Origin of the sequence: Micromonospora sp. NPDC051296, from assembly GCF_040682255.1 — a bacterium.
Classification (GTDB): Bacteria; Actinomycetota; Actinomycetes; order Mycobacteriales; family Micromonosporaceae; genus Micromonospora; species Micromonospora craterilacus.
On sequence record NZ_JBFBAO010000219.1, the window covers coordinates 1 to 11972 of the forward strand.

The 11972-nt window shown below is 72.4% G+C and carries 10 protein-coding genes; 6 read left to right on the plus strand and 4 right to left on the minus strand.

The window, feature by feature from the left end; genetic code table 11:
* Nucleotides 1–135: 135 nt before the first annotated feature.
* Nucleotides 136–1425, minus strand: a complete 1290-nt coding sequence (locus AB0M52_RS21720; protein WP_363956490.1) for an adenylosuccinate synthase — start codon at nucleotides 1423–1425, stop codon at nucleotides 136–138.
* 123 nt (nucleotides 1426–1548) lie between these two features.
* Here AB0M52_RS21720 and AB0M52_RS21725 point away from each other — a divergent pair, with 123 nt between their 5' ends.
* Both AB0M52_RS21725 and AB0M52_RS21730 read left to right on the plus strand, forming a co-directional pair.
* On the plus strand, nucleotides 1549–2547 hold the full coding sequence (locus tag AB0M52_RS21725; RefSeq protein WP_363956493.1) for a hypothetical protein: 999 nt from the start codon (nucleotides 1549–1551) through the stop codon (nucleotides 2545–2547).
* A 69-nt stretch (nucleotides 2548–2616) separates the two neighbouring features.
* Nucleotides 2617–4878, plus strand: a complete 2262-nt coding sequence (locus AB0M52_RS21730) for a chromosome partitioning protein (RefSeq protein ID WP_363956496.1) — start codon at nucleotides 2617–2619, stop codon at nucleotides 4876–4878.
* A gap of 111 nt (nucleotides 4879–4989) precedes the next feature.
* Here AB0M52_RS21730 and AB0M52_RS21735 read toward each other — a convergent pair whose 3' ends face one another.
* A complete protein-coding gene (locus tag AB0M52_RS21735; RefSeq protein WP_363956499.1) occupies nucleotides 4990–5418 on the minus strand; it encodes a DUF3151 domain-containing protein in 429 nt (142 codons plus the stop codon).
* Nucleotides 5419–5670: 252 nt separating this feature from the next.
* Here AB0M52_RS21735 and AB0M52_RS21740 point away from each other — a divergent pair, with 252 nt between their 5' ends.
* Nucleotides 5671–6918 (plus strand): hypothetical protein, encoded by a 1248-nt coding sequence (locus AB0M52_RS21740; RefSeq protein ID WP_363956502.1) that lies wholly within the window; start codon nucleotides 5671–5673, stop codon nucleotides 6916–6918.
* A gap of 131 nt (nucleotides 6919–7049) precedes the next feature.
* Here AB0M52_RS21740 and fbaA read toward each other — a convergent pair whose 3' ends face one another.
* Entirely contained in the window at nucleotides 7050–8075 is a 1026-nt protein-coding gene (gene fbaA, locus AB0M52_RS21745; RefSeq protein WP_363956504.1) for a class II fructose-bisphosphate aldolase, read from the minus strand.
* Nucleotides 8076–8263: 188 nt separating this feature from the next.
* Nucleotides 8264–8647, minus strand: a complete 384-nt coding sequence (locus AB0M52_RS21750) for a phage holin family protein (protein ID WP_111216489.1) — start codon at nucleotides 8645–8647, stop codon at nucleotides 8264–8266.
* A gap of 223 nt (nucleotides 8648–8870) precedes the next feature.
* Between AB0M52_RS21750 and AB0M52_RS21755 the strand changes: the two genes are divergently transcribed.
* The 3 genes from AB0M52_RS21755 to AB0M52_RS21765 form a co-directional block, all read left to right on the plus strand.
* A complete protein-coding gene (locus AB0M52_RS21755; RefSeq protein ID WP_363956506.1) occupies nucleotides 8871–9083 on the plus strand; it encodes a hypothetical protein in 213 nt (70 codons plus the stop codon).
* A 176-nt stretch (nucleotides 9084–9259) separates the two neighbouring features.
* Nucleotides 9260–10819 carry an LPXTG cell wall anchor domain-containing protein gene (locus AB0M52_RS21760; protein ID WP_363956508.1) on the plus strand — a complete coding sequence of 520 codons (1560 nt, stop codon included), beginning with the start codon at nucleotides 9260–9262 and terminating at the stop codon, nucleotides 10817–10819.
* 131 nt (nucleotides 10820–10950) lie between these two features.
* Nucleotides 10951–11972: 3' terminal RNA ribose 2'-O-methyltransferase Hen1 (locus tag AB0M52_RS21765; protein WP_363956510.1), on the plus strand; the 1022-nt coding region annotated here is incomplete at its 3' end.

Here is an 11972-nt window from a genome sequence, read left to right on the forward strand (position 1 = left end):
GAACTGCGAAGGACATCCGCGGTTCCGGTTCGTCGAGGGTGACGCCCGCGACGGCGACCTGCTGACCGAGCTGCTCGACGGCTGCGACGCCCGCCAACTTCATGATCAATGGGGAGAGGCCTAGGGCCTGGGGGGTTAGGGGAGGAGGGGGTGGCGGGTTACGTTTTCTTCGCGGCCGGGGCCTACGCCGATGACGCTGACCTGGGTGGCGCAGAGTTCCTCGATGCGGGCGATGTAGCGGCGGGCGTTGTCGGGCAACTCAGCCTCGGTGCGGGCCTTGGTGATGTCTTCCCACCAGCCGTCGTGCTCTTCGTAGATCGGGGTGGCGTGGTGGAAGTCGGTCTGGGTCATCGGCATGTCGTCGACGCGCTTGCCGTTGATCTCGTAGCCGACGCAGAGCGGCACGGTGGGCAGGCCGGTGAGCACGTCCAGCTTGGTGATCACCAGGTCGGTGACCCCGTTGAGGCGGCAGGCGTAGCGGGCCACGACCGCGTCGAACCAGCCGCACCGGCGCTCCCGGCCGGTCGTGGTGCCGTACTCGTGGCCGACCTTGCGCAGGTGCTGGCCGTTGTCGTCGAACAGCTCGGTGGGGAACGGCCCCGACCCGACCCGGGTGGTGTACGCCTTGCTCACCGCGATCACCTTCGTGATCGCGGTCGGCGGGATGCCCGCACCCACGCACGCCCCACCGGCCGTCGGGTTCGACGAGGTGACGAAGGGGTACGTGCCGTGGTCCATGTCGAGCATGGTGGCCTGGGCGCCCTCCAGCAGCACGGTGTCGCCGCGGTCCAGCGCATCCCAGAGCATCACCCGGGTCTCCGCGATGTACGGCCGCAGCCGCTCCGCGTACTCCAAGTACTCCTCGATGGTGGCGTCCACGTCGATCGCCTTGCGGTTGTAGACCTTGAACAGCACCTGGTTCTTCTCGCGCAGCGCGAGCTCCAGCTTCTTGCGCAGGATGCCCGGGTCGAGCAGGTCCTGCACCCGGATCCCCATCCGGGCGACCTTGTCGCCGTACGCCGGGCCGATGCCCCGGCCGGTGGTGCCGATCCGCGAGCTGCCCAGGTAGCGCTCGACCACCCGGTCCAGCGCCCGGTGGTGCGGCATGATCAGGTGCGCGTCGCCCGAGATGCGCAGTCGGGAGACGTCCACACCGCGTTCGGCGAGCCCGTCGATCTCGGTGAGCAGCACCTTCGGGTCGACCACAACGCCGTTGCCGATGACGATCACGGCGTTCGGGGAGAGCGCGCCGGACGGCATGAGGTGCAGGGCGTATTTCTGGCCGTCGGGGGTGATCACGGTGTGGCCGGCGTTGTTGCCGCCGGAGTAGCGCACGACGTAGTCGACCCGCTCACCCAGCTGGTCGGTAACCTTGCCCTTGCCCTCGTCGCCCCACTGAGCGCCGATGAGCACGATCGCTGGCATCTTCTCGCCTCCAGAAGGCTCGGGTGCCAGACGGCGACCGGTCAGCGAGCCCGGGGTGTCAGGTTAACAAGTAGTGACGGCACGACCGGCAGGGGTCGCGCTGGCAGGCAGGAGGAGCTACCCGTGTACGACGTGGTGCTGCTCACCCTGGGCTCGGAGCGGGACGCTCCGGGGGCCGGGTGCGGCAGCGGCGAAGCCTGCTGCGGCGGCGGGAACGAGGCCGCCAAGGATCGGGACGAACGCTGCGAGACGCCGCGCGTCCCCGTGCTGGCCTGCGCGGACGCGCTGACGGCCCGGGGCGCCCGGGTCGAGACGGTGACCGCCCGCTCCGACGCGGAAATCGACGAGGTGCTGGCCCGACTGGACGGGCCGCCCCGACCGGACGGCCACACCTGGCCGGACCCGGACTCCAAGACCCGGCTCGTGGTCGCCGTGGCCGGTGACGCACAGTTGCGCGCCGTGCTACGCCGGCTGGTCCGGCGGTACGCGCCACCGCCCAGCCGTCGTCCGGCGGACCTGGCCGCCAACCGGACCGTGCCGGACCTGCCGCCGGTCGGCGTACTGCCACTCGACCCCGCGCGCAGCACGGCGCACCGCGACCTCGCCGCGCAGCTCGGCCTGCCCCGCGACCCTGCTGCGGTGGCCGCCGCCGTGCTCGACGGCACGCCCCGCCGGCTCGACCTGCTGCGCAACGACGGCGGATCGGTGACCCTGGACGGCGCGCTGCTCGGCGCCGCCGCCGAGGATGGGCGCCCGCTGCACTGGCGCGGCCGGGTCGAGGTGGACGACGCCGTCCTGACCAACGGCGACGACCCGCTGCTGGCCTGTGCGATCGGCAACGCAGGCGGGTACGCCCGGCTCGACGACGTCACCCTGCTCGCCACACCGGACCCGACCGACGGGCTGGTCGAGGTGGCGGTGGCCGTTCCGGTGGTCACCCGGTCGAGGCTGGGCCGGCGCCGGGTACGCCTGGAGGTCCGCCGGGCCCGTGGCCGGGCCGTCTCGGTCCTGCCTCGGGACGCGGGCGCGCTGCCCTACCTGGACGACGGGGTGGAGGGGGAACTGACCCGCAAGCGGTCGTGGTGGACCGAGCCGGGTGCCTGGGCGGTCTGGACGGCCTGACCGCGCCCCGCACCGGCGGTCCGGGTCGGCCGGTGGGCCTATCCTCGGCAGGAGGAATGGGGAGGAACCGTGGTGGACGAGAACGCCGACCGGGTGCACGTGCCCGGCCAGCATGGGGTGCCGGAACGGGACATCGAACCCCTCTGGCCACCGGAGCAGATCGACGGCTTCGGCGCGCCCGCGTGGGGTGCCCCGCCACCCGCGCCGCCCACCGTGCCACCGTCGCCCGCGCACCCGGCGTCCCCGCCCGCTCCGCCGATCAGCCAACCGCCGACCGGCCACTCAGCGCACCCGCCCGCTCCGCCGACCGGCCACCCGCCGGCCATTGCGACCTCGCCCGCCGATTACCCGTCGCTGACCGGCGACGGGCCGGCCGCCACCGGCTGGGAGTCGCCCTCCCCACCCGCCTCCGGGTGGGGATCGGCCGCACCACCCACCAGCGGGTGGGGATCGGCCGCTCCGCCCACCACCGGTGAGAAGTCGGGGCCGCCGCCGGCTGCGGCGTGGGGCCCACCCGCGCCGTCCGGGCCGCAGCCGGAGCCCGCCCAGGTCGACCTGGACCTGCCGTTCACCCTCGACCGACCGACCTCGCTGGCCCCCGCCCGCGACGGCGCGCCGGCCGGCGCCCGACCGCCCGCCGGCACGGCCGGCGACGGCGACACCGGGCCGGACATGGCCGCCGACTCGGGTGGCGCGGCGGACACCGGGCCGGGCAGCCCCGACGGCACCGGTGGCGGTGCGGGCGCCACGGCGGACACCGGGCAAGGCAGCCCCGGCGGCGGTGCGGCCCCGCCGGTGGCCCGCCCGCCAGCGGAATCGCCATGGGCGCAACCACCGCAGCGTCCTGCCTCCGACGGCGCCGCCGAACTGCCCGGGAGCACCGACCATCCGCCACGGCCCACCTGGGCCGGACCGGCCCAGCCGCTCCCGCCGGTGCCGCAGCCCACCCCCGGCCCGCCGGTGCCCCAGCAGGCCGGCCCGTATTCCCCGGCCACCCAACTGCCGCCCGTGCCGCAACCCGGCGCACCCCTCGCGCCCGTATCCCAGTACGACACCCCCGCGCCGCAGCACGGAAGTCCGCCCGTACCGCAGTACGACAGTCCCGCCTCACCGGCTCCTCAGCCGTGGCCGGTGCCACCCGTGCCGCAGACACCGGGACCGCCGACGCAGCCGGCGGATTCGGGGTCACCCGCGCAGCCCTACCCCGGGCCGACGGAGCCGCCGTACGCGGCACCGCCGCCCGGTCCGTTCCCGCCGCAGCCGGCCTGGAACCCGGCGCCCTGGCAGCAGGGCGGGCCGCCGCCGGTGGCGCCCCCGGTGGCGCAGCGGCCCTACCAGCCGACGGACACCGCGTCCCGGGTGCCTCCGGCGTTTCCGGAGCCGGCCTGGAGCCCGGAGGTGGGCACCGCGCCGACCGCCGAGGACTTCGCCCGGCGGCGTCAGGTGCGCCCCGCCGACCCGGTCGCGACGATGGGTGTCCGCGCCGTGGTCAACAAGACGGGTCTGGTGAAGCTGCCACCCGGGCGGCACGAGCTGGAACTCAAGCGGGACATCGAGATGGTGCGGCGCAACTTCGGCGGGCTACGGCAGGTGACCGTGGTCAATCCGAAGGGCGGTGCCGGCAAGACCGTCGCCATCCTGCTGCTCGCGATGACCTTCGGTCAGAAGCGCGGCGGGTACGTGCTGGCGTGGGACAACAACGAGACCCAGGGCACCCTCGGCATGCGCGCCCAGCAGGACTTCCACTCCCGTACGGTGCGTGACCTGCTGCGGGATCTGGGCCAGTTCCACGGTGCGCACGGGCGGGTCGGCGACCTGTCGCAGTACGTCCGCTCGCAGGGCGAGGGAATGTTCGACGTGCTCGCCTCCGACGAGTCGGCCACCGGCGGCGAGATGCTCACCGCCGCCGCCTTCGGCGAGATCCGCGAGGTGGTCAGCCGGTTCTACAAGCTGATCTTCGTGGACACCGGGAACAACGTCCGCGCGCAGAACTGGCAGGCCGCGATGGACGCCACCGACCAACTGGTGGTCACCATGTCGGCGCGCAACGACTCGGCCGAGACCGCCGCCCGGATGCTCGACCACCTGGAGCAGAGCGGACGGCAACGGCTGGTCCGGCAGGCGGTCACCGTGGTCTCCATGCCGCCGTCCCGCAAGGAGATCGACCTGCCCGCGATCGAGGAACACTTCGCGGCACGGACCCGGGCCGTGCTGCTGGCCCCGTACGAACGGCTCATCGACACCGGCGAGCCGCTCCGCTACGCCCACCTCTCAGCGGCGACCCGGGACGCCTGGCTCAAGATCGCCGCAGCCGTGGCCGAAGGCTTGTAGCAGCCGCCGGGACGGCGGAGCCCACCGAGAGCCCAAGCAGCCCAAGCAGCCCGAGTCGCCCGACCAGCCCGACGGCCGGCCGGGGACAGTTCGGGCTGGCGGGGGCTGCGGTCAGTTGCTGGCCAGCGCGTCGGCGGCGGCCGGGTCGCAGTCGCGGAGGAACTGGGCGCAGCGGGCGGCCTCGTCGGCCTCGCCGATCGCGTCGGCGGCCCGAGAGAGCACGTAGAGACAGCGCAGGAAGCCCCGGTTCGGCTCGTGCGACCAGGGCACCGGGCCGTGCCCCTTCCAGCCGTTGCGGCGCAACTGGTCAAGACCCCGGTGGTAGCCGGTGCGGGCGTACGCGTACGCCGGGACGACCTGGTCCTCGGCGAAGGCCCGGGCGGCCAACGCGGCCCAGCCGGCGCTGTACGTCGGGAACCGGGCCGCCACCTCGGCGAACGCCGCGTCGCTGCCGGCCTGCTCGGCGGCCGACAGGGTGGCGTCGGCCTCGTCGGCGGCGGGCAGGAGCGTGGCGGGCGGCTCAGGCAAGAGGTTCTGCATCGCCTCATTCAACCCGCTTCGAAGGGGCGCCCGCGAGGGGGTCCGGCAAGCCGGCTGGCTGAACGGCCGAGAGGTCCGTCACGCCTGCGGCCCATGCCACCGCACGGTCATTTCCACTACAACTGGGGGTCCGGAGCCTCCCCAGGAACCGGAAGGGCGGGAGCCCGGCCAGGCCGCCGGGCTCCCGCCCCCTTCTCCGGGCACTGCGGGGCCGAATCCGGCGCGGTTGTGCCGGCCGGGCAGGATGATCCGGTGCCGACTCCACCCCCCGCGGACGTCATCGAGCCGCACACCTGGACAGACGAGATCCAGACCCGAGCCGAGTTCGACCGTCGGCTGGCCACCGGAAGCCTGGTCGGCCTGACCGTCCAGGGGCTCCGGCTGGATCTGGACCCGGCCCCCGACTTCAGCGGCATCGAGGTGGCCGGGACGCTCTTCGTCGGCTGCCGGTTCACCTCCCGTCAGGTCGGTGCCGACCTGGTCCGGCGCGGCGCGAACGTGGTGCCGCCGTTCTCCGGCCTGCCGTACCCGACCCAGCCACCGCACCTGTACACCCCGGAGGAACTGGCCGCCGGCTTCGCCGAGGGCGGGTTCGAGGCGATGTACGACACCCGGGTGTACGCGCACTTCCGCGCCCACGGCGGGGCGCTGCCCGACGTCCGGGAGGCGCTCGGCCAGCGGCTGCACGACCACGGCGTGGACAACGCGCTCGCCGACGCCACGCGGGCGTGGCTGACCACCCACGGGCCGCAGTCGGTGGTCGGGGTGATGGGCGGGCACGCGGTACGCCGTGGCAGTGCGTCGTACCGGATGGCCGCGGTGCTGGGCTGGGAGCTGGCGCGGGCCCACCGGCTGGTGGTCACCGGCGGCGGGCCGGGGGTGATGGAGGCCGCCAACCTCGGCGCGTACCTGTCGACCCGGCCGGCCGAGGACCTCACCGCCGCCATCGACCTGCTCGCCACCGCGCCGGATTTCACCGACCACGACCGCTACACGGCGGCGGCGCTGCGGGTCCGGGAACTGTTCGGCCGGTCGGTCACGCCACCGCGCAACGGCACCGAACCGGTCATGGCCTACCGGGCGGACTCGGCCGCGCTGGCCACCGGCGACCTGGACTGGGCCGGCTGCGGCGGGCTGGCGATCCCGACCTGGCTCTACGGCCACGAGCCGGCGAACCTGTTCGCCGGCCGGATCGCCAAGTACTTCTCGAACGCCATCCGGGAGGACACCATCCTGCGGCTGGCCCGGGGCGGGATCGTCTTCGCCCCCGGCCGGGCCGGCACCGTGCAGGAGGTGTTCCAGGCGGCCACCAAGACCTACTACGGCACCGACGGGGCCAGTGGCGCGTACGTGTTCCTGGACCGTGCGTACTGGACGGAGGAGTTGCCGGTGGAGTCGCTGCTGCGCCCCCTGCTGGCCACCTCACCGTTCGGCGACCTCTCAGACACCGTGCACCTCACCGACGACGTCCACGAGGCGGTCCGCCTGCTGGTTCGGTAAGGAAGGGCCCCTTGTTAACGCCTCCGGTAGAGGAAGGGCCCCCTGTTAACAAACCAGCATCGACGCGCGAACAGACCGGCGGCCGGCCCCGAGGAACGGGACCGGCCGCCGGGTCGTACGGCGTCAGTGCGTCACTTGGTCATCGTGGTGCCGGTCGAGCGCAGGTGCTCGCAGGCCTCCACCACGCGGGCGGCCATCCCGGCCTCGGCGGCCTTGCCCCACACCCGCGGGTCGTACATCTTCTTGTTGCCGACCTCGCCGTCGACCTTGAGCACACCGTCGTAGTTGCGGAACATGTGGTCGGCCACCGGACGGGAGAAGGTGTACTGCGTGTCGGTGTCGATGTTCATCTTCACCACGCCGTAGTCGAGCGCCTCGCGGATCTCCGACAGCAGCGAGCCGGAGCCACCGTGGAAGACCAGGCTGAGCGGCTTCTCCTTGCCGTACTTCGCGCCGACCGCCTCCTGGATGTGCTTCAGCACCTCGGGGCGCAGCTTGACGTTGCCCGGCTTGTAGACGCCGTGCACGTTGCCGAAGGTCAGCGCCGCCATGTAGCGGCCCTTCTCGCCCAGGCCGAGCGCGTCGACCATGGCCAGACCGTCCTCGACGGTGGTGTAGAGCTTCTCGTTGATGGCGTTCTCGACGCCGTCCTCCTCGCCGCCGACGACGCCGACCTCGATCTCCAGGACGATCTTGCCCTTGGCGGCCTCGGTGAGCAGCTGCTCGGCGATCTCCAGGTTCTCCGCCACCGGCACGGCCGAGCCGTCCCACATGTGCGACTGGAACAGCGGCTCCTGGCCGTTCTTGACCCGCTCCTGGGAGATCCCCATCAGCGGCCGGACGAACTTGTCCAGCTTGTCCTTCGGGCAGTGGTCGGTGTGCAACGCGATGTTGACCGGGTACTTCTTGGCCACCTCGTGCGCGTACGCGGCGAACGCCACCGCGCCGGTCACCATGTCCTTCACGGACGGACCGGAGAGGTACTCCGCACCGCCGGTGGAGACCTGGATGATGCCGTCGCTCTCCGCGTCGGCGAAGCCCTTGAGCGCCGCGTTGAGCGTCTGCGAGGACGTCACGTTGATCGCCGGGTACGCGTATCGGCCGGCCTTGGCGCGGTCCAGCATCTCGGCGTAGGCCTCGGGGGAAGCGATGGGCATATCGAACGCTCCTTACTTGCCGCTGTCGGCCGTACGGCCGCTGTATCTCCTTGCGTGCTGGCCGTAGGCCGCCTGATCTCCATGGCGGGCCGGCCGTGGGCCGCCTGTTCTCCATAGGCACGCCGGACCGCGCTGTCCTCCGCGGGCAGTATCCCGTAGCGGGGCCACCCGGGCACAACCGGGCCGGTTCACCGGCGGCCTGCGGAGTCCGGCACCACGACGCTGATCAGCCAGGTGACCACCGCCATCACGATGGCTCCCCAGAAGGCCGCCCAGAAACCGTTGACGTGGAACGGCAGGTCGAGTGCCCGGGCGATCCAGTCGGTCAACAGGAACAGCAGCGCGTTGACCACCAGCGCGAACAGACCCAGGGTCAGCAGGTAGAAGACGCAGCCCACCACCTTGATGACCGGCTTGAGCACCGCGTTGACCACGCCGAAGATCAACGCCACGATGACCAGGGTGAACGCGCTGTGGTAGCCGGTCCGTCCGGTCACCCCGACCCCGGGCACGATCAGCGTGGTGATCCACAGCGCGACGGCGGTGGTCGCCAGTCGGATGAGGAAGCCCACAGCACCATCCTGGCACCGGGGACAGCCCCCGGTGGGGCGATTCGACCGACTCGACACCAGCCGGGGCGTACCCTTGCCCGCCCGACAGCCGCCCGGCAGCCGCCCGGCAGCCGCCCGGCAGCCGGCCGGCGTCCTCGGCCGGCGGCAGGTCGGTTCCCAGCGAGGCACCAGCGCAGCCCGTACCGTGGGTGCGTACCGTCCGCCGACATTCCGGAGGGACCGAATGGGTCAGCCCGACGAGGACTTCGCCCCCGGCGACCACCTGAGCCCGGAGGAACGCGACCTGGAGGCCGAGCCGGCCGACGCGGTCGAGCAGGCCGCCGTGGTCAACCCCGCCGAGGTCGAGGATGAGCCGCACCGCGGCCTGGAGGTCGACGACTGGGACGCGATGGAGCAGGCGCGGGTGGTCGCCGCCGACGAGGACGACTACCGCTGATCACCCGGCACCAGCCCGACCTTCCCGTCCAGTCCGGCCGGGCCCGATCGGCTCTTGTCGCTCAGCCGTTCGGCCGATCTTCGCCCCCTCGCGATCGGCACGGACAGCGAGAACCTTAAATCATCCTTAATATCCGGGGCTCCCAACCTGCACTCTTACAGGGAGGATCCCCCTTCATGCTGACCCACTCCGCCCGGCGCCGGCTTGCCGGGCTGGGCGTGACGGGCGCGCTCATCGCCGCCTCCGCCACTCCCGCTTCGGCCACGGAAGCCAACATCTCGCTGGGCGTCTACTTCGGCGACACCACCATTGCCGCCGGCTCGCCCGGGAAGGTCGAGGGCACGATCGTGTACGCCTCGTCCCCGGTGGTCGTGCGCGACTTCACGATCCGGTACGACTTCACCGACCTGACCGGCAAGGCGACGGTCACGTCGGATGACAGCTGGTGCACCGCGCCGGAGGCGAACACGCTGGTCTGCACCTACCCCTATGAGGTCGACCTCGATGAATGGGGCTACGGCGGCCTCTTCCAGGTGGCCATCGCTCCGGCCGAGGACGCGAAGGACGGCGACACGGGCACTCTCAAGGTCAGCGCCAGCGGCGCCGGTCTCGCACCAGTCACCCACGAGGCACGGGTGCGGGTCGGCGAGGGCGTCGACCTGGCCGGCGGCCAGTCCACGAAGCGGTCCGGCGACCCGGGCAAGGCGTTCACCGCGCCGCTGAAGGTCACCAACACCGGCGCATCGGTCGCCAAGGGCGCCAGCGTGATCTTCTACAACGACAACGCCATCCAGGCCGACAAGCGGTACAAGAACTGCACCTACGTGGGTACGCGGTTGCTGTCCTGCCACTTCGACGGCGACCTCGCGCCGGGCGCCAGCTACGACACCACCCTCGCCTACCGAGTCGGTAAGGACGCGTTCGCCCCGAGCTTCGCATACGGCGAGATCGGCTGGATGACGCCGGCCGAGTTCGAGGACTTCGACGCGTACCTGAAGAACCGGGGCTTCACGCTGGGCGAGCCGGGTACCGACGGTGAGCTGAAGCTGACCGAGGTCGGCCCGAGCATCGCGGCGCGCAACGCCCAGGCGGACATCGAGCCGGACAACAACTGGTCGAGCCTCGCGTTGACGGTCACCGGCAAGAACGGCACGGACCTCGAAGCGATCGGCGACAAGGTCTCGGGCGCCAAGGGCGACGAGGTCGTGGCGACGGTCGGCTTCCGCAACAACGGCCCGGCCACCCTGGACTACAGCCGGGGCGGCTCCTCGGTCACCTACCTGGAGATCGGGGTTCCCACCGGCACGAGCGCGGTGACGGTCCCCGACAACTGCTCACCGGTGAGCAACAAGGGCGAGTGGGGCGAGCCGGGGGAGCCGGGCGGGCGCACGTACCGCTGCTACGCCAGCTCGTTCATCAAGGCCGGGGACGAGGAGACCATCGAGTTCGGGCTCCGGATCGACAAGGTCACCCCGAACGCGACCGGCAAGGTCAAGATCAACGTTCCGTGCCAGTGCGACGGCGGCTTCTACTCCGACCTGAAGCCGTCCAACGACACCGCCAAGATCGTCGTCAACGCGAACGGCCAGGGCGGCGACGGCGGCCAGGGCGGCGGCGAACTGCCGATCACCGGCGCCAACACCGTTCTGATCGCGGGCGCCGGCAGCGTACTGCTCGCCGCCGGTGTGGTCGGCTTCGTGCTGGCCCGCCGCCGCCGCACGCACTTCACGGCCTAGCCCAACGCCAAGAGCGACAGCACCACCGGTGCCCCGCCGACCACAACTCGGCGGGGCACCGCCGTATCCCACGGCAACCACCCGCCAGAATCCGGACGACGCAAGATCGACGGAGCTGACACCATGGGCGGGTGCTGCTCACCCTGACCACCACGCACCACCCCGCGACCGACCTCGGTCATCTCTTGATCAAGCACCCCGACCGGGTGCAGGCCTTCGACATGCCCGTCGGTACCGCACACGTCTTCTACCCCGAGGCCGGCGAGCAGCGCTGCACGGCCGCCCTGCTACTCGAAGTCGACCCGCTGAAGCTGGCCGCCACGCGGGGTCGGGGTCGCGGCCGGCAGCCGGCCGCGACCCCGGAGAGCTTCACCCTCGGGCGGTACGTCAACGACCGGCCGTACGCCGCGTCCAGCCTGCTCGCCTCGACGCTGTCCAAGGTGTACCGCTCCGCGCTGCGCGGTGAATCCCGGGAGCGGGCGGAGTTGGCCGCCACCGCCATCCCGCTGGAGGTCCGGGTGCCGGTGCTGCGCTGCCGGGGCGGCGCCGAGGTGGCCACCCGGGTGTTCACCCCGCTGGGCTGGACCGTCACCGCCACCCCGGTACCCCTCGACGAACTGCATCCGCAGTGGGGCGACAGCCGCTACGTCGACCTGACCCTCACCGGCACGGTCCGGGTCGCCGACGCGCTCAACCACCTGTACGTCCTGCTGCCGGTGTTGGACGACGCGAAGCACTACTGGGTGGCGCCGGACGAGGTGGACAAGCTGCTGCGGGCGGGCGCGGGCTGGCTGGCCGACCACCCGGAGCGCGGCCTGATCGTCCGCCGCTACCTCGCCCACCGCCGGGCGCTGGCCGGTCAGGCCCTGGAGCGGCTGGCCGCCCAACGCCCCACCGACGAGCCGATCGCCGACGACGGCGTGGACGACGGGCCGGCCCGCGAGACGGCACCCCGGGCGTCGCTGGCCGCGCGCCGACGGGAGGCGGTGCACGCCGCGCTGGTCGACGCCGGCGCCCGCCGCGTACTGGACCTGGGATGCGGCGGGGGCGCGCTGCTGGCCACGCTGATCGGGGACCGCCGGTTCACCGAGATCGTCGGCACCGACGTCTCCACCCAGGCACTCGCCGTGGCCGCCCGCCGGCTGCGGCTGGA

Excerpts from the sequence above, each read along its gene's own strand:
- AB0M52_RS21720 (WP_363956490.1), bottom strand. The coding sequence starts at position 1,425 with ATGCCAGCGATCGTGCTCATCGGCGCTCAGTGGGGCGACGAGGGCAAG.
- AB0M52_RS21735 (WP_363956499.1), bottom strand. The coding sequence starts at position 5,418 with ATGCAGAACCTCTTGCCTGAGCCGCCCGCCACGCTCCTGCCCGCCGCC.
- AB0M52_RS21755 (WP_363956506.1), top strand. The coding sequence starts at position 8,871 with ATGGGTCAGCCCGACGAGGACTTCGCCCCCGGCGACCACCTGAGCCCG.
- fbaA (WP_363956504.1), bottom strand. The coding sequence starts at position 8,075 with ATGCCCATCGCTTCCCCCGAGGCCTACGCCGAGATGCTGGACCGCGCC.
- AB0M52_RS21760 (WP_363956508.1), top strand. The coding sequence starts at position 9,260 with ATGCTGACCCACTCCGCCCGGCGCCGGCTTGCCGGGCTGGGCGTGACG.